This is a genomic window from Gemmatimonas sp. (assembly GCF_044344655.1).
In the GTDB taxonomy this organism is placed as follows: Bacteria; Gemmatimonadota; Gemmatimonadetes; order Gemmatimonadales; family Gemmatimonadaceae; genus Gemmatimonas.
This window is the reverse complement of record NZ_JBIJCN010000002.1, coordinates 57,193-74,151: the sequence shown is the minus strand read 5'-3', so window position 1 is coordinate 74,151 and position 16,959 is coordinate 57,193. Positions and strand designations below refer to the sequence as shown.

General features: G+C 67.3%; 13 protein-coding genes and 1 riboswitch. Of the genes, 4 read left to right on the top strand and 9 right to left on the bottom strand.

All coding sequences use genetic code 11. The features are described 5' to 3' along the window. The first annotated feature begins 152 nt into the window (after positions 1-152). Positions 153-497, top strand: coding sequence for a (2Fe-2S) ferredoxin domain-containing protein (locus ACIQ51_RS01375; RefSeq protein ID WP_396203204.1), 345 nt, complete (start codon positions 153-155; stop codon positions 495-497). Between the two features lie 34 nt (positions 498-531). On the opposite strand, the gene ACIQ51_RS01370 is transcribed toward ACIQ51_RS01375, so the two are convergent. Both ACIQ51_RS01370 and ACIQ51_RS01365 read right to left on the bottom strand, forming a co-directional pair. Further along, the gene (locus ACIQ51_RS01370; protein ID WP_396203203.1) at positions 532-1,377 is read right to left on the bottom strand and encodes a zinc metalloprotease HtpX; all 846 of its coding nucleotides are present in this window, start codon (positions 1,375-1,377) and stop codon (positions 532-534) included. Positions 1,378-1,397: 20 nt separating this feature from the next. Continuing rightward, positions 1,398-1,817: an HNH endonuclease gene (locus ACIQ51_RS01365; RefSeq protein ID WP_396203202.1), complete on the bottom strand. Its 420-nt coding sequence runs from the start codon at positions 1,815-1,817 to the stop codon at positions 1,398-1,400. 3 nt (positions 1,818-1,820) lie between these two features. Between ACIQ51_RS01365 and ACIQ51_RS01360 the strand changes: the two genes are divergently transcribed. Together ACIQ51_RS01360 and ACIQ51_RS01355 are read left to right on the top strand one after the other, a co-directional pair. Next, the gene (locus ACIQ51_RS01360; protein WP_396203201.1) at positions 1,821-2,153 is read left to right on the top strand and encodes a hypothetical protein; all 333 of its coding nucleotides are present in this window, start codon (positions 1,821-1,823) and stop codon (positions 2,151-2,153) included. A gap of 12 nt (positions 2,154-2,165) precedes the next feature. Continuing rightward, positions 2,166-2,840: a GNAT family N-acetyltransferase gene (locus tag ACIQ51_RS01355; protein ID WP_396203200.1), complete on the top strand. Its 675-nt coding sequence runs from the start codon at positions 2,166-2,168 to the stop codon at positions 2,838-2,840. A gap of 88 nt (positions 2,841-2,928) precedes the next feature. On the opposite strand, the gene ACIQ51_RS01350 is transcribed toward ACIQ51_RS01355, so the two are convergent. From ACIQ51_RS01350 to ACIQ51_RS01330, 5 genes are all read right to left on the bottom strand, one after another. Beyond that, on the bottom strand, positions 2,929-3,819 hold the full coding sequence (locus tag ACIQ51_RS01350) for a sulfite exporter TauE/SafE family protein (RefSeq protein WP_396203199.1): 891 nt from the start codon (positions 3,817-3,819) through the stop codon (positions 2,929-2,931). Positions 3,820-3,828: 9 nt separating this feature from the next. Next, positions 3,829-4,818 (bottom strand): c-type cytochrome, encoded by a 990-nt coding sequence (locus ACIQ51_RS01345; protein WP_396203198.1) that lies wholly within the window; start codon positions 4,816-4,818, stop codon positions 3,829-3,831. Between the two features lie 25 nt (positions 4,819-4,843). Next, positions 4,844-6,283 (bottom strand): cyanophycinase, encoded by a 1,440-nt coding sequence (locus tag ACIQ51_RS01340; protein WP_396203197.1) that lies wholly within the window; start codon positions 6,281-6,283, stop codon positions 4,844-4,846. Between the two features lie 108 nt (positions 6,284-6,391). Then, positions 6,392-7,141 (bottom strand): TVP38/TMEM64 family protein, encoded by a 750-nt coding sequence (locus ACIQ51_RS01335; protein WP_396203196.1) that lies wholly within the window; start codon positions 7,139-7,141, stop codon positions 6,392-6,394. Between the two features lie 193 nt (positions 7,142-7,334). Further along, positions 7,335-10,109, bottom strand: a complete 2,775-nt coding sequence (locus ACIQ51_RS01330) for a M14 family zinc carboxypeptidase (protein WP_396203195.1) — start codon at positions 10,107-10,109, stop codon at positions 7,335-7,337. A gap of 231 nt (positions 10,110-10,340) precedes the next feature. On the opposite strand from ACIQ51_RS01330, the gene ACIQ51_RS01325 reads away from it, so the two are divergent. Beyond that, a complete protein-coding gene (locus ACIQ51_RS01325) occupies positions 10,341-10,838 on the top strand; it encodes a hypothetical protein (protein ID WP_396203194.1) in 498 nt (165 codons plus the stop codon). Between the two features lie 70 nt (positions 10,839-10,908). On the opposite strand, the gene ACIQ51_RS01320 is transcribed toward ACIQ51_RS01325, so the two are convergent. Continuing rightward, positions 10,909-13,335, bottom strand: a complete 2,427-nt coding sequence (locus ACIQ51_RS01320; RefSeq protein ID WP_396203193.1) for an ATP cone domain-containing protein — start codon at positions 13,333-13,335, stop codon at positions 10,909-10,911. Positions 13,336-13,532: 197 nt separating this feature from the next. Then, positions 13,533-13,734: riboswitch (cobalamin riboswitch) on the bottom strand. Positions 13,735-13,914: 180 nt separating this feature from the next. Next, positions 13,915-16,851, bottom strand: a complete 2,937-nt coding sequence (locus tag ACIQ51_RS01315) for a S9 family peptidase (protein WP_396203192.1) — start codon at positions 16,849-16,851, stop codon at positions 13,915-13,917. Positions 16,852-16,959 lie beyond the last annotated feature (108 nt).

Here is a 16,959-nt window from a genome sequence, read left to right as displayed (position 1 = left end):
TCCCGGTGTGCCGAGCGTTCGGTGTCTGGGCGCACGGTGTAGATTTGCGCCAGAAGTCCGATCGGCCGAGGTGGTGTCCTGCGGGCTGATCCCACGTACGCATTCGCGTTTGCCCATGACGCACACACCACGTTACCGGAGAGATGCAGGCCGTGGCTGGTCTTCCGCACATGGAGTCATACTCGCGCCACGTGGTGGTGTGCACGGGCGGGTACTGCACCGAGCATCGCGCCGGACGGGCGGTGTACGCGAAGCTCGCGTCACTGCTGCAGCGTCATGGTCTGCTCTTCGGGGCCACGCGGGTAAAGCGCAGCGAGGCGCCGTGCCTCGGCGTGTGCGCTGGTGGTCCGATCGTGGTGGTGTACCCCGAAGGGGTGTGGTACGCCGGGGTCACCCCCGAGCTCATGGAGCGCATCGTCGTCGAGCACCTCAAGAACGGCAAGGTGCTCGACGACCATGTCTTTCACCGCTTGGGTGAGGGGAACGCCACGCCCTGACCGGTTACCGTGGCGACGCGGTGCTCCTGCGGGCTTACCCGCGGACCGCGATGGCCTGGAGCGCCGCCACGCGCTCCTCGGTGGGCGGGTGCGTGGAGAACCACTTGCTCATCCCGCGCATGCTGAACGCGGCGAGCGGATTCACGATCGCCAGCGGCGCGGCGTTGGCCGAGACCGTCATGGGGATGCGACGCGCGGTGTTCTCGAGTCGCACCAGGGCGTTGGCCAGCGACAGCGGACGGCCGCAGATCTCCGCCCCCACCGCGTCGGCCTTGAACTCGCGCTGACGGCTGATCGCGAACTGCAGTACCATCGCCACGATGGGGCCGATGATGAGCATCGCGATCATCACCACCGGATTGGCGCCTTCGTCGTCGTCGCCGCGGCCGCCGAAGAAGAACGCCATCTGCGCGAGGTTGCTGATGGCACCGGCCATGGTGGCCGCCATCGTCTGCAGCAGCATGTCGCGATTCTTGATGTGCGCGAGTTCGTGGGCAATCACCCCCTCCAGCTCATCCTGCGACATGATGCGCAGGAGCCCCTCGGTCACGCACACGACCGAGTTCTCCGGGTTGCGTCCGGTCGCGAAGGCGTTGGGCTGGTCGTGGGGCGCGATGGCCACGGTGGGCATGGGGAGCCCCGCCCGCTGCCGCAGGCGGTCCACCATGCCGTACAGCTGCGGGGCCTGTGCCGCCGTGACCACCTGCGCGTTGTACGAGCGCAGCACCATGCTGGACGAACCCCAGTACATGAAGAGGTTCATGCCCGCTGACAGGATGAGCGCCATGATGGCGCCGCTGCCGCCACCGATGGCCTGACCGATGGCGACGACCAGGCCGGTGAGGCCGGCCATGAGCACGAAAACCTTGACGTTGTTCATATCCAATCGAGCGGGCCTGTCTACGCCCCTTCCGGGTGATCCTCCCCGTTGTGGGGCAGGTGCTTCTCCAGCAACAACTTAGCGATGGCCTCGGAGCTGCGCAGCCCCCGGATCCCCTCCACGAGCTCCGTTGAGGCCTCCACTACGCCCCGGCGCGCAAGCTCCTCGGCCACCGCTTTGAGATGTCGTGGCCAGACATACCGCGCGTGATGGAAGAAGTTCCGTCGGGCCTCCGGGTCGTCGAAGAGGAACGCGGCCAGGGACCGCCCGCCCTTCTTCGTGTTGCAGCCCCTGCAGGCCGTTACTAGGTTCCCCGCGGACCCGTCTCCGCCGCGCATCCGCGGCTGGACATGGTCCACGCTCAGGTTGTCGGCCTCGTGTTCCAGACCGCAGTACACGCAGCGGTATCCGTCGCGGGCAAAGACATCCGTTCGCTTCACCGTGTGGCCCTTTCCCCGTCTCCTGTGAACCTTCCCGATCGCGGCCGTCGCCTCGTGCTGGAGCGACTGACCAAGTTCTTCGATACGGAAGAGAGTGTCGAGACGGTGGATGATCTCCCGCCCCGCCTGACCTTCAAAGCCCTCGAGGCGTTTCGTATGTCGCGTTCCCGTGAACGGATTCTGAACAACCTGGAAGAGATGTACCGCGAAGCCTTCGACCGCGCCAAGGAAACCGGCGATCCGGCCCAGATGGCGGCGCTCGACTTTTCCTACCGTCGCGAGCAGCTCTATTTCGAGATCCTGCTCGACGTGCGCGACGCGATGGAAAAGCGGTAACCGGAACGGCCCGTGCCGTCGCTCGCCTCGTGGACTCCGCGTGAACGACCCGCGGCCGAGCCCCTGCAGGGGCACTATACCCGCCTCGAACCACTGAGCGCCGTCGCCCATGGCGACGCACTGTACGAGGCGGCGATCGCCGAGGGCGCCGACGAGCGGTTCCGGTATCTGTGGGACGTGCCGCCCGCCTCGCGGGCGGAGTTCGATGGCTGGCTCGCGCGCGCCGAGACCAGCGACGACCCACTGTTCTTCGCGGTGATCGATCGCGCCACCGGCCGCGCCGAGGGCCGGCAGTCACTCATGCGCATCGTGCCCGAGCATGGCTGCATCGAGATCGGCCATATCCACTGGGGGCCGGCGATCGCACGCACACGCGTCACGACCGACGCGCTGTTTCTGTCGGCGCGCTACGTGTTCGACACCCTCGGCTATCGCCGCTTCGAGTGGAAGTGCGACAACGACAATGTGCCCTCGAAGCGTGCGGCGTTGCGCTTCGGCTTTACTGCCGAAGGCGTGTTCCGCCAGCACCTGGTGATCAAGGGGCGCAACCGCGACACGGCGTGGTTCGCGATGACCGATGCGGACTGGCCGCGGCTGCGTGCGGCGTACGACGCGTGGCTCGACCCGGCCAATTTCGATGACGCGGGGCAACAGCGTCGGACGCTGCAGTCGCTGATGACGGGCTGAGGCCCTTTAAGGGCCGGCGCGCTTCCGGCGGTGATGGTCTGGGGGCGGGCCCGGCTGGTTTCCGCGCGCTGCGATTGGCGCTCTGCTGCTATGCCTGATTGCCGGATGGCGTCGGTGACCTGAGCATCGTGATCGCCGCGTAGATCACCACGGCCAGCACGATCCAGCGCATCACGTCGAGCGGGAGTGACTTTACCACCAACGCTGCGACGAGCACCGCCGGGACGCCGCCGAGCGTGAGGCCGATGGCCGGCTGCCACACCACACGACCGGAGCGCACGAATCGCATGCTCCCGACGAGCGCGGCGAACGCCCCGCTGCCCATCATGATGGGGAAGGCCGCGCGCGGGTCCATACCGAGGGCGCTGAGCAGCACGAAGGTGGGGCCGTAGTTGCCGATCCCCACCATCACGAGGGCGCCGAAGAGCACGTTGATCGAGAGCGCGAGCGCGAGGCGACCCGGCGGGAGGGACAGCGCACCGCCACCGGTCGGCATGAGCCCCAACTGACCGAGCGCCATGAACAGCGCCGCGACCAGTAGCGCTGTGCCCATGGCCTGCTGAATGGGGCGCCGCGGCAGACGGGAGACCACGGCAGCCCCGGCCCATCCGCCAACGAACGCGGCAACGATCATGAGCAGCAGCATCACCGGATCGATCTGGACCGTGGTGATGAAGATCAGCGCCTGCGTCACGACGGGGAGCGTGAGCCCCACGATCATCGTGGCCGGGAGCTGCTCATCGGGCACCATATGCAGCGTGCGGAACGCCGTCGTGGTGGTGGCGAGCGAGCCGATCCCGAGGGTGTCGAAGAAGTTCACGACCACGCCGATCAGCAGCTGCCCAAACGTGGGGCGCGACGAACCGCCGCTGCTCCGCTGCGATCGCCAGCCGCGAATGGCGACGGTCACAAAGAGGAGCGCGAGCAGGGTGATCGCGCCGATCAGTGCTTCGCGGATGGGCAGAGTGCTGGGACGCATGGCCGCAAGCTACCGCGTGGGCGATCGGCGGGCAGCAGGAACAAGCGATCCCACGTACGCGGAGACCGCTACCATGTCGTCGATGCTCATCGCGTCGCTCACCGCGTACATGGGGAGCGCGGTGCTGTCCCGGCGCGCCCGTGTGCGGAAGTTGATGAGCTGCCGCAGCATGTTGCTGGGGGAGCGGCCAGCGATTGGTGGAACATCACCTACGCCGAGCAGCCTCGGGCCGTGACAGGTGGTGCAAGCCGTGGCCGCACCGGTCGGACCGCGCACGGCGAGGCGCTTGCCGCGCGGGATGCTCCCCTCCGGCACATACGTGATGTACGGGACCCACGGGTCGCGCAGATCGTGCCGCTCGAGCGTTTCCGGCACCTCGATGAGCCGACCGGCAATGGGCTCGGTGTCGTTGCCGTCGTAGGCGTACAGGAGCCCGGCGATACGGGTGGTGGGCACCTGGCGCACCTCGCGAATCACGTTGCGGCGCGTGGGGCGGATGCGCGCGTAGTAGACGGCCGCTTCACGCACCTGCTCATCGGTCACGCCCTTGGCCACCGTATGCATGGGGCCAGTGGCGGCCACCGGGCTGGCGCTCACGCGCGTGCCGTCGCGGAAAGCGCGCACCTGCCGCACCGCGTACTCCACCGGCAGCCCCGCCAGCGTGCCGTTCTCCGGGCGCCCCTGTCCATCGGGGAGGTGGCAATAGCCGCAGGCGCGGCCATCGGGGCGCACCCCGTACTGCACCGATGGCGGCATGGGCGCATGCTGCCGTGGAAACCAGTCGGGAATGTCGAAGCCGTTCTGCACTTGCTTCATCGTGAACCGGACCGATGATCCAGGCACACTGTGCAGCAGCACGCTGTCGGGGCGCGGCGCGGGGGACAGCGGCGCCGCGAAGGGGAACGCCCACGCGGGAACGGCGAATGGTTCCCGCTGCGCCGGAAGCACAAACGGAATGGCAACGGTGCACGCGGCAATCGCGACCGTGAGGCGAGGCATGGAGGTGTTCACTGTGGCGTGCCGGTCAGCGCAGTACCCGGTCGGCGATGCGGTCCGCCATGGCCCGCGCATCCGCCGTGCTGTCGTTCGTGAGCAGCAGAATCACGGTACGCTCGGCCGGGTAGCGCACCCACGCGTGGCGCATGCCGTCCTGTGTGCCGTAGGTGGCATACCGGGTGCGCCCGCGCACCTGTTCCAGTTCGAACGGTTTTGGCGGGGTGTTGGTGTCGCGTGCGCCCGGGCGCACCACGAACCGCCCGAGTTCGAAGCGATACAGGTCGTCCACGTTGGCGCGCCATGCGCGCGACGTGCTGTCGAAGCGCGCACGCTGCATGCCGCCAATCCCCTGCACACGGCGAACGCTCGCGGCGCTCATGCGACCGCTGCTGTCGGGGGTGATTGAGGCGTTCAGCACGCCGGAGAGATTGCCAAGGTCGAACGCCGGTACGGCCGTTTCCGGCGTGAAGCGTGGCTGCACCGGAATGCCGTAGGCCCGATTGAGCAGGACCTTGCCCTCGCGCGCCACGAGTACCGCCGCGCCACCACGCACGCCGTTCTGGTACGGGCCGAACAGTTCATCGAGAAATGCGCCGTCGAGACGCGATGCCGATGCCGCCCGCGAAATCACCCGCCGTGCATTGAGGTCGAAGCGATCGCCGGGCAGTAACGTCAGGAACGGCCGCCCCGGATCGGTGAGCTCGCGCGCATTGTACACGAACCCCTTGTTGCGACCGATCACCTCGGCCGTGTCACCGCGCACCACCCAGGCTGTGCCCTCGTCTTCGCTGATCGCGAGCAGGTCGCGGCGTTTCGCCGTGAGCGAATCGTACAGGTCGGGGAGCCGCTCGCGCGCCACCACGTGCTGGTCAATCGCCGTGTTGCGCAGATACGCAAAGCCCTTGAGGTACTGCGGGTGGTTCACGATCCGGTTGTCGTTGGATGGCGCACCGCGCACGAGATAATCGCCAAGGATGCTCGCCCCCGCTGATGATCCACCCACCACCCCACCACGCGCCAACACCGCCTCGAAGGCGCGCTGGCTTTTCGTGCCCATGTACGAGTTCACCAGGCGATAGTGCCGGCCGCCGCCGAACCACACGCCGCGTGCATTGGCGATCTTCGCCACGAAGCTGTCCGCGTTGGCCACGGTGCGATCGGTGGTGTGGTACACCACCACGTTGCGGGCCCCCGCCGCCCGCAGCCCGCGCCCCACGGTGGAGAGATCCACCGAGTCCGCGCCGGCCGTGGGCACCTCCACGATGAGTGCCTCCGGGCCGCCCGCGAGTTCGATGAACTTCGCGAAGACCTCGGGCCCCTGCTGGCCCCCACCCACCACGAGCACGGAGCCGCGCTCGGGGCCCACGCGCACAGGGCTGGCCGCGCCCTGCACCGAAACGGCGGCGCGCTGATGGCAGGCGGCTACGAGCGCGAAGGCGCAGGCGGCGGGAAGGAGGGCAAGGCGCATGGCGGCGGGGAAGAGGAGACGCCAAACATACGCGCGGGAGAGCCTGAGCGATGAACGGTGAGATCTGAGAGGTCATCAGCCCAGCAGTGAGCGCTAAATCTGCGCGGGTCAGCGCTGGGCATCTGCGTTTTTCCCCTCGGTGCTATCCGCGCTGTGCGCCAGCTGCTCCACATCATGCCGCATCTGCGCCTCGCGCAGTGCCTTCTGCACGATGCGCGTGACCGTGACCGCCAGCGCGATCGCGGCGCTCACCCCCATCCACAGCATCCACGCCGGAATGGTGCCGGCACCGGGCGTCTCCGCTCCGGCCTGCCCCAGAGCGGCGTACGTGGCGATCGTGGGAATCATCCCCAGCATCGCCAGCAGAAACTGCCCCAACGTGACACTCGTGACGCCCATCGCATAGTTGGTGAGCACGAAGGGCGCGATCCCCGACAGGCGCAGCAGCACCATGAGCTTGAGCCCTTCCTGCCCCACCACCCGGTCCACGATCTGCAGCGTCTGGTTCTTTGCGATCTGCGCCTGTACCCAGCCACGCAACACCGTGCGCCCGAGTGTGAACGCGATCACGGCGCCGATGGTGGAGCCCACGAACACCAGCGCCGACCCCTTGGCCAGTCCGAATACCGCGCCGCCGGCAATGGTGAGCAGGAAGGCCGGCATCATGCAGATGGTGGCCACGATGTATCCGGCTACGAACGCCGCAGGCGCCCACGGCCCCAGCGAATTGACCCACTCCGTGAACGCTGGCATGTAGGGGGCGGCCAGTTTGCTGGCGCCAAGGCCAAGCCCGATCGGCACCAACATGCCTGCCAGCTTCGTGGCCCGTGAGCCGACCTCGCGCAGTGTGAGTCCCATCCCCTCAATATAGCGGCGACGGAAGCCGTGAACCGCGTGAGCGCCGAGTGCTAAGCGCACGGAGGCTGGTAAGGGCACGGAGCACGACTCACACGCATGAGGCCACGGAGAATCTCTTCTCCGTGGCCTCATGCTCTCCCTGGCTCCGTGTTGTGCTGTTCAGCCCAACCAGCGCATCACATGAGCGCCTGCATTATTGCACTGCCTTCGCCGGCCGCTTGAACCCGCCGTCGAGCGCGTTCAGGAACAGCTTGTACGTGCCGTGCGCCTGCGAACGGAACAGGATCTCCGGGCCGAACAGCCACACCGTACCCTTGCCCATGGTCGCCTCGGCCATCGCCACGCCGTCCTTCAGCAGTTCCTGACCCCAGGCCCACCCCGAGAGTAGCGGCGCGGTGTTGTCGAACGTACCCAGCACCTTCACGCCCTTCGCCGCCGCGTCGGGGCCGAGCTTCATCACCGGGCTGTTGTCGAACATCACTGCGGGACGCGCCGCCATACCAGTCGCAATGGTGGCGCTGGTGTCGAGCTTCACCTCGAGCACCGAGCCGGGGATGTAGTACTTCTCGCCGGGATACGCGCGGCCGTTGGCATCGGCCAGATGGTTCTCGATGGGCAGCCCCATCGCCTTGCCAAGGCCGATCGACGAGCCGATCGCCACGATGCGGCCACCCGCTTCCACGAACGCCTTGAGCGACGGCACCGAGCGGTCGGACACGCGCCCGAGCTCCTTGCGGTACTCGGCCGGGATGAGCGTGGTGTCTGGCGATCCGCCGAAGCCACGGCCGGCCCCCGCCTCGCTGAACATGCCGTCGGTGAACACCAGCACGTCGTACTTGGCCTTCAGGTTGCCCGCGTCGATCTCCTGCGGATACACCGTGGTGTAGCCGAATTCGAACTTCTCGAGAATCAGACGCGTCCAGCCCGTGGGCATGTTGCCGCCGTAGCGGTCCACGAGGCCGATGCGGAGCGGCTGCACGGGCTGTGCACCGCTCGGCTTCGTGTTGGCGGCGGCGAAGTTCACGCCGAGATCCTTCGCGGCATCGGCCACGACCTTGTCAGCCGCACCACCCGCGGGAATGAACCACGAACCGGCCGGCCACGTGGTGCCGCCGTCCTTGAACTCCGTGGGGATGCGCTGCGCCTTCACCTTCGCCTTGGCGAGACGGTTGGCCACCGTGCTGCCGTCGTTCACACCGGCGTGGATGAAGTAGCCGGCCTTGCCCTTCGCCACGGTGCCCGCGGGCATCGGCGTGATGCCGTTGACCTTCTCGAAGGAACCCGTGAGGCCGCCATCGAGCACACGCTCGAACTCGATGCCCATCTGGAAGGCGAGCGTCCAGCCGGCGTTGTCGTACGGCGGGATCGGCGGGCCACCCGGATAGCGGAAGTCGTTCGGATGATCCTGCGGCTCGAACATGTCGAGCACGTGCGAGCGGAACGCCTGATCGGTCTTGATCACCCATGAGCCAGCGGGGAACTGCTTGCCGTTCGCACTGAACGCCGCCGTGGCCTTGTGCACGTCGATCCCCGAGTACTGCAAGGCGCGGATGAACTTCGTGGCCGTGGGGAAGTCCTTCTGCCCGGCGCTGAGCACGTACGCGCGCGGGTCACGGTTCTCCGGCTTCTTGAGCAGCGCCATGTAGCGATCGTTCGCGACGGTGTTCATCGCGTTGGCCGCCAGGCCGCTGCCGCGTGGGCCGCCGGCGCGATTTTCGGCCGAGGCCCCGGCACGATCCTTCTGGATCTGCTCGGCCATCGCTGCCACGCGCTTGGGCGAGATCGTCCAGTTGTCCTTCTGTCCTGCCTTGATCTGGTCCTGGCCCATCACCCAGCGATTGAACAGGAACGTCTCCCGGTAGCGCGACGCCATGTCGAGGAAGGCGTAGTTGGCCGAGACCGAGTAATCGATCGACTGGCGGAACTTCCATTCCTGCGGCTCGATGGGGAGCGGCAAACCGGCCGACCGCACCTGGCGCTCCGGCACCAGCGCAATGCGCATGGGCGTGGGATTGCCGATCGTTTCGGTGAGGATGCCGATCTGGTTGTGGTAGTAGCCCGTGGTGCGTAGGCCGCCGTTCCACCAGGTGCTGTAGTTGGAGCCCGCGCGGAAGGTGAGGCCGGGCTTGTGTTCGAGCACGAAACGGTGATTGAGCGCCGCACCCACGAGGTCGAGGCCCGTGATCATTGCCGGGTGGAACCAGTAGTTGGCCGGGTCCCGGTACGGCGGCGCCGCCATCACCGTGCCCGTGGGGCCCGTCTGGTGATGGTTGTACATGATCTGCGGATGCCACTCGACGAACAGCTGCTGCGACATGTTGCGCGTTTCGGCCAGCGCGTTCATGTACGAGTCGCGGTTGTTGTCGTGACCGGCGTACTTCTCATACAGGCGCGGGATGGTGGCCGTGGTGCGCTTGAGCTTATCGCTCTCCTTCATGTACCAGTTCGTAACGAGCTCCATGCCGTCCGGATTGGCGTGCGTCATGAGGATGACCACGTCGTTCAGGATCCGCTGTGTTTCGTCATCGGTGCGGCTGGAGAGCTGCCAGAGCGTTTCCATCAGCTGCTGCGCACCGAGGACTTCGGTGGCATGCAGGCCGCCGTCGATCCAGAAGATCACCTTGCCTTCCTTGGCCATCGCGGCCGCGGCGGCGGAGTCTACCCCATCGGCTTTGGCGAGCTTCGTGGCGATCTCCTTGTACCGCGCGAGCTTCGTGTGATTCTCGGGGCTCGTGACGATCGCCATGATCTGCGGGCGCCCTTCTTCCGTGCGGCCAATCGTGTCGAGCGAAACCCGGTCGCTCTCTCTGGCCACGGTGGCGAACCACTGATGCAGCTTCGTGTAATTGGGGAGCTCGTAGTCGGCACCGATCTTGTGGCCGAAGAACTGCTCCGGCGTGGTGCGCTGCTGCGCCTCGGCGGTGAACGGGACCGCGGCCAGCAACAGGGCCGTGGACCATCGGGTCACGCTACGCAGACGATGCGGGGCGGGCATCTGGGGCATCTGGGGACGGGTGGAGAGTGCAGGGTCAGCCGGGTGGCTACCGGACCTCCCTGAGGCGGCTTCCGGAACAGGGTTCCGGGACCTAGCGGGAGCACGGGGGTACCAGAAGGACTACGATGCGGGCGCGGCCCGCGTTGGGTAAGATCCACGGGAGCCTTGCTCCCCCTCGTCTCACATTCCTTACCACACCATCCCATGCGCTTTCGCCTTTCCTTCGCGCTGGCCTCGGCGCTGAGCCTTTCCGCCTCGGTCGCCGCTGCCCAGCAGACCCCGCCCAAAGCCGGTACCGCCGACAAGGGGCATGCCGGCATGGACCACGCCGCCATGCACGCCGAGCATATGAAGCAGATGGGCGCTGCCAAGCCTGCGGCCTGGAAGGAGCTCGACGCCTACCACATGCTGATGATGGCCACGTGGCACCCTGCCAAGGACAAGGGTGACCTGGCGCCCACGCGCGCAAAGATCGGCGAGATGGTGACTGCCGCGAAGGCCGTGGCGGCCTCCACGGCGCCCACGGCCTGTCAGAAGCCCGAACTGGCCAAGGCGCAGGCGGGGCTCACCGCAGGGACGGAGAAGGTGCAGGCGATGGTGGCGGCCAAGGCCGATGACGCGGCGCTCAAGGCGGCGATGAAGGGGCTGCACGATGCCTTCGAGGTACTCGAGGAAGGGTGCAACACGGGCATGAAGCATTGACGACGTGCCCACGCAAAAGGGGAGCGACCGGTCGGTCGCTCCCCTTTTGCGTTCACACATCGTCCGCGGATCAGATGATCTCGCAGGCACCACCGGCGCACGCCACGGTATCGGCGAGCGTGGTCATATCGGTGCCTTCCCACAGCGCCGTGTAGTCGACCGTGCGGTACACGAGGGCGTTCCACTTGGCCATGTCGGTTTCGGTGGTCACCTCTTCACGCGGCGCCTGGGCGTAGACCTTGTCGCCTGTTTCGCGGAGCAGCGAAATGCCGGTGAAGTAGCCGCGGTTCTCGAAGATGAACTGCTGCACGGCGTCCCACTCCTCGTCGCGCACGGTGACCGTGTTGGACACGTTGTGGTGCAGGCCGGGGTTGTACGTCTCGTGACGACGGCCGGCGACCACCCAGTGCTGCTGCACGAGGCGCACGTACTCGAGGAACTGCACCGCGCCCACGTCCTTGCGGAGGATCGCATCGGCCGGCGCCGTCACCGGGAAGGTGATCACGTCGGTCGTATCGGGATCCCACGCCGACGCTTCGGTCATGTGCGGGTTGTTCATCTTGAACCACTGGTACACCGGCTCCGTGCGCGCAGCTTGCACGCGACGGAAGTAGTGGCGCGCGTGGTGCGGGTGGATCCCCGAGCCCGCGCCCAGCACGAGGCTGGCGGTGCCTTCGGGCTTCACGCAGGTGATGCGCGCCGCGGCCGGGATACCGAGATGGCTGGCGACCGCCGCGTTGGTGTCGAGGCACTCCTGCGCACCGCGCTCCAGCACCTGCGGGTTGAGCAGGAGCGACGGGCGATCGAGGATACCGCAGATGCTCACGCCTAGCAGCGACTCACGCTCGTTGATGTACCGCGTGGCGGCACCGAGGTAGGGGATGGTCGTGTACGCCGCCTGCAGCGTTCCGAGCAGCGACGCCGCGCGGCAGCAGGCGAGGAACCCGGCCTCGTCGTCGCAGGCGTTGGCGTTGATCGTGGTGAGGTTGCACATCTGCCAGCCACTCACGGTGCTGCCCACGTCTACGCCGGGCATGCCGTATTCGGCGAGCTTGGCCTGCGCCGCGTCGTCCACCACGGCGAACGGCGCGAGGCCGATCTCCACGCACGGGTTGGCGCCGTACTCCACATCGTCCACGAAGTAGAAGCCCGGCTCGCCGAATTCCTTCTGCAGCTCGAAGAGCTTCTGGAAGTCGCCTTCGGTGTGCTTGTCGCGCACGAGCACGGCGGAGTTGTTGGACTTGCCGCGCTGCGGGTTGGTTTCGAACCAGTTGCCGGTCTTCGCGGCCGCCATTTCGTCGTCGTCCGCCGAGAAGAGGCAGATCGTGGCCGAGCGACGGATGCCGCCCGAGAGCACGGCGACGGCGACGTGCATGAGGATGTCGTACACCTCGATCGGGCGGAGCGAACGACCCGATACCTGCTCGAGCATGCGCTCGACGGCGCTCAGCGCCTTCTTGAGCGGGATGTGCCCGGGGGCGCGGCCGCCCGAGGTGCGGAGGGGGGCGCCGCGACGGCGGATGCCCGAGTAGTTGAACTCGATCTTCTTGTTGTCGAGATAGCTCTGGATGAGCGCGCCGAGTGCGTCCGCCCAGCCCTCAAGCGTGTCTCCCACTGTGTAGTGGATGACCTCGAGATCGTTTTCGGCGCCGCGCACCGGGAAGGCCGGCAGCTGCGCCACGTGATGCTTCTGTACCGAGAAGCCCACGCCCGTGCCCGACATAAGGAGGAAGAACGCCTCCTTGAACGCGTCCACGCGGTTGATGTGCGTGAAGGCGCAGTTGAACATGCGGGCGTTGTTGGCCTCGATGGCCTGGCCGCCGAACTGGAGCGAGCGCATGGACGGGAGGATCGCCTTGCGCTGCAGCGCCTGCTCGGTCTCGTCCATCAGCGCGCGCAGCGTACGCCCGCCGAAGCCGGCGACCGGGAGGTCAAGCTTGTCGGCGAAGTGAGCGCGGTGCATGTCCATCACGCGCGTGAACGCCTCCGACGGCGTTTCGCGGCGGCCGAGGTCTTCCCGGTAGCGCGAGTAGCGCGACAGGAAGATGTAGTCCTGCAGGCCGTCTTCTTCGTGGGCGTGGAGCCGGACCTGGGCGCGCTGGGCGCGATAGATCACGTAGCGCTTGGCCACGTCCCAATGACCGCGCGCGGCGATCATCATTTCGACGACGTCCTGGATTTCCTCGACGGTGGGCGTGCGCTCCTGCGCTTTGCGCTCCACGGTGTTGACCACGAGCTGCGTGATTTCGCAGACGTCGGCGAACTCGGTGAACCCGAGGCCGAAGCGGTGCCCGGCGTCGCTGGCGTGCGGGTTGATCGCGTCGTCGTGGCGCGCAGCCCAGAAGGCCAGGGCGATGGCGCGCGTGATGCGCTCCGGGTCCCAGGAGGCTCGACGGCCGTCGCGCTTGATAACTTCGGTGATGGTGCGCACTCCGGTCGAGTCGTAGCTCCCAAACTGCGGGCGAACCTCGGCGCGCGGGACGACGGACGTGGTCATTCGGTGTCTCCAGAGGGGGATAAAAGCTGCGTGTGCACACCCACCCGAGGACGTTCACCCGTCGCTCGTGCCCCCCACGTGATCGTGAGCAGCACGAAGGCCCCCGGCAGACAACGCAGGGAGCCCAGACGGGGCCGCGCGCATCTCATGAAAACGGTGCGGCGCAGCAATCCCCGGCGAACCCTCCCTCGAGGGGGCGCGCGGACTCGGACACTGGCAGGTCTTCTGGCTCGGGATTCGTCCTCGGAAGCGGCCTTCCCGCGCCAGACATGGCGCAGTGGCGGGAAGCTTCCTCGTCATCCCTTACAGCGGCGGGGCCGCCCCGGGTTCTCACCGGAGTTCCCTCTTAGCGCCGACCTCTGGGTGCAGAAGCCGGTGACCAGTGTCTATGTCGTAAAGCAGGCGATCTCCCCTTGCCCGGCCGCACACGTGCGGGCGAGCAAGGGAAGAACAACTTCCGGCTTTCTGGCCACGGAGTCAAGAGACAGTTTGACCACTGGGACCGGATAATGACTCGGGTAAGTAACAGTCCGGTTTTGGGCGCCCGGATTCCGGGGGTCGCCGGGCGCCCCCGGTCGTTCACATCGCGATTTTCTTCCCTTCGGCCTTCTTCTTCATCTCCCGCAGGTGCTCTTCCATCTTGAGGCGCGGGATGCCGTTCCTGAGCCACTCGGGCGCCGGCTGCCCCTTGAGGTAGCTGTCCCAGTACTCCATGAGGCGCAGTGAGTAGTCACGCCGGTTCTTCAGCTGCGCCAGGCCGTGATTCTCCCCCACGTACTCGAGCAGGATCACGTCCTTCCCGAGCTGGCGGAGCGTGTTGTAGTACGTGATGCCCTGGTTGAAGTCCACCGCGCCGTCCTTGTCGTCGTGCAGGATGATCAGCGGCGTCTTCACCTTGTCGGCGAAGCGGTTGGGGGAGTTGCGCTCGTAGGCCTCGCGGTGGTCGAGGAAGTTGCCCTTGAAGCGCCCCTGCGAGCTCTGGAAGATCCCCTGGTTGGCACTGCCGGTGTTCCAGTACACCGAGCTGTACATGCTGATCATGTCGGTGAGCGGCGCCCCGGCCACCGCGCTCTTGAAGATGTTGGTCTGCGTGACCAGGAAGCTGGTCTGGTAGCCGCCCCACGAGTGGCCGTGCAGTCCCACATTGGTGCTGTCCACCACGCCCGTGCGGATCGCCGCCTTCACGGCCGGCACCACGCTCCATACCGCGCTCATCCCGGGGTCGTTGATCTTGTACACGATGTCCGGCAGGAACACCGCGTAGCCGCGCGACGCGTGCACGCCGATCAGCGCGTTGGGGGAGCTCGAGAAGTTCGGGGCCCAGAAGGTGTGCAGGTTATCGGACTGGAGCTCGTAGATGAACGTGAGCGTGGGGTACGACTTGCCCGGTTCATAGTTGGCGGGGAGCACCAGCACGCCCTGCAGTGAATCGCCCTTCTCGGTCACGTAGTCCACCAGGCGCGAGCCGGACGACCACGCGACGCCGTTCATGCCGGGGTTGGCATCGGTGAGACGCACCGAGTCGGCCAGCGCACCGGCGCCGTAGCTGATGCGCCAGTAGTCAGGGAAGCGCGACGCGGTCTGGATGCTTGCCACCCACACGTCGGCGCTCTTTGCCTTCATGGGCAGATGCCGCGCCTCGCGCCAGCCGGTGAGTGCCACCGCACCGGCCCTCGCCGGATCAATACGGACGATCGCTTCCTTCTTGGTGCGCGCCTGCAGCGCCGCCATGTAGAGCGGCTTGGTGAGGTCGATGCCGCGCTCGCGTGCGTCGGTCACGATGCGCCGGGCGTAGCGGATGCGCTTCGCCTTGCCGTCCACCGTGAGGTTGGTGAATTGCGTGCCGGTGAGCGATACGCGCCACACGTCGTAATTGTCCTGCAACAGCACGAACTTGCCGTCCTTGCTGAAGCCGAGGAACTGCGTGGCGGGGCGATCCACGTTGTGATCATCCTCGGTGTCGATGAACGAGACCGGCGCGCCCTTGGTGAGGTTCGTCGTGCCCTTCGTCGCGATGTCGAACGCCTGCCAGTGGCCGTCGTCCCAGTACGTGACCGTGCGGCCGTCGGGCGACAGCTGCGGCATGCTGCGCGCGTCCTGCTTCACCAGCGTCTTCTCGCCCGTGCGCGCGTTCACCACATAGATGTCGCGGCGCTGGATGCCGTCCACGCTGCTCTGCCGCTCGTAGGGGCTGCTGTCGGTGCCCAGCAGCCACGCGTCCCGACCACCGAGGCTGCCGGTGCGCACCACGTCGTCGGTGAGCTGCACCACCTTCTGCGAGGCGGGCAGGTAGGTGGCCACGAACGAGAAGCCACGGTCGGCCTGCTCCTGCACCAGCTGCATGCTCTGGAGGCGCGGATCCTTGTGGTGCCACAGGATGAGCGTGGGGCGGTCGTCGTCGTCGAGCTGTTCGCTCTTGGGGACCGGCGGCGCGGCCACGCGCAGGCCAATCACGAGGCCGTCGAGTGCGTCCATCCAGCGCGGCGTACGGTCAGGGCTGATCTCCATGCCGTTCGGGAGCGCGACGGTGCCGCCGGCGCCGACGACCACACGTTGCGGCGCGGGCGTGCCGATACGCGACACCCCGATGGCGGTCCACGTGGTGTCGGTGTTGGCACTGTCGGCCACCCCCTTGAGGAAGGCGAGGGCGTTGAGCGTATCGCTCCAGGCGAGGCGGCGATAGAACGCCTTGCCGGCGTCGAGACTCTTCACCACACCCGTGGTGAGTTCGCGCAGCTGCACCCCGTTCCCCACCTGTTCGCGGGCCTCGATCGCGTAGGCGAGCTGGTGTCCCGCCTCGTCGAAGGCAAAGTCGCTCACGTTGCCGATGTTGAACACCGCGCTCGTGCCCAGCTCGTGCAGCAGCAGGTCGGTGCCGTCCACGCGCGGGCCGCCGCCCATCAGGTTGCCGCCCATGCCGGGGGCGCCCGGCGCCGGGCCGCCCGCCGGGCCGCCGCCGCCCGCCGGTGCATCGGGGCCGAAGGCCTGCATAGCGATGTATTTCGGCGCCTCGCCACCGAAGGCGATCCGGCGGATGCGGTCGAACTCGCGCTGTTCTCCCGTGGCGAGGTTCACCACGAGTGCCCGGCTGACGATGGGGCGGCGCTGCTGACGCAGCTTTTTCTGTTCGGCCGCTTTGGGGTAGACCAGCATGGCCACCCAGCGCCCGTCCGCGGCCATTACCGGCGCGCCACCGTTGGCGGGCGGCTCCCCGATCGGGAAGCGCAGCACCTTGCCGCCGGCGGTCGTCTGGCGGACCACGACTTCGGCGTCGCCCTCGTTGGGGGCGAGCAGGTGGGCGAACCACGCCCCATCGGACGACAGTGTGGCACCGCGAATGGACTTCCACGCCGAGATGTCGGCGGGGGTCATGGCGCGGCGCGCGGCACTCGGCGTGGCGCTTTGCGTGGCGCTTTGCGTGGCGCTTTGCGCCTCGAGGGCGACGGGCACCACGGCGATTGCGGTGAGCGTCAGCCCGAGCGTGAGGGCTGCGCTGTGCGGGCGGGGTAGGTGCATCGGAGCTCCGGGTGAGGGACCACCGAAGATACGCGATGACAGCCGCGGCCGTCGGCTCGGATGGTACCGGTGCCCGCGCGGATGCCAAAACGCCGAACACCCCCTGCG

Coding starts and splice junctions, on each gene's coding strand:
- ACIQ51_RS01370 (WP_396203203.1), bottom strand. CDS start 1,377: ATGAACAACGTCAAGGTTTTCGTGCTCATGGCCGGCCTCACCGGCCTG.
- ACIQ51_RS01350 (WP_396203199.1), bottom strand. CDS start 3,819: ATGCGTCCCAGCACTCTGCCCATCCGCGAAGCACTGATCGGCGCGATC.
- ACIQ51_RS01345 (WP_396203198.1), bottom strand. CDS start 4,818: ATGCCTCGCCTCACGGTCGCGATTGCCGCGTGCACCGTTGCCATTCCG.
- ACIQ51_RS01340 (WP_396203197.1), bottom strand. CDS start 6,283: ATGCGCCTTGCCCTCCTTCCCGCCGCCTGCGCCTTCGCGCTCGTAGCC.
- ACIQ51_RS01335 (WP_396203196.1), bottom strand. CDS start 7,141: ATGGGACTCACACTGCGCGAGGTCGGCTCACGGGCCACGAAGCTGGCA.
- ACIQ51_RS01325 (WP_396203194.1), top strand. CDS start 10,341: ATGCGCTTTCGCCTTTCCTTCGCGCTGGCCTCGGCGCTGAGCCTTTCC.
- ACIQ51_RS01320 (WP_396203193.1), bottom strand. CDS start 13,335: ATGACCACGTCCGTCGTCCCGCGCGCCGAGGTTCGCCCGCAGTTTGGG.
- ACIQ51_RS01315 (WP_396203192.1), bottom strand. CDS start 16,851: ATGCACCTACCCCGCCCGCACAGCGCAGCCCTCACGCTCGGGCTGACG.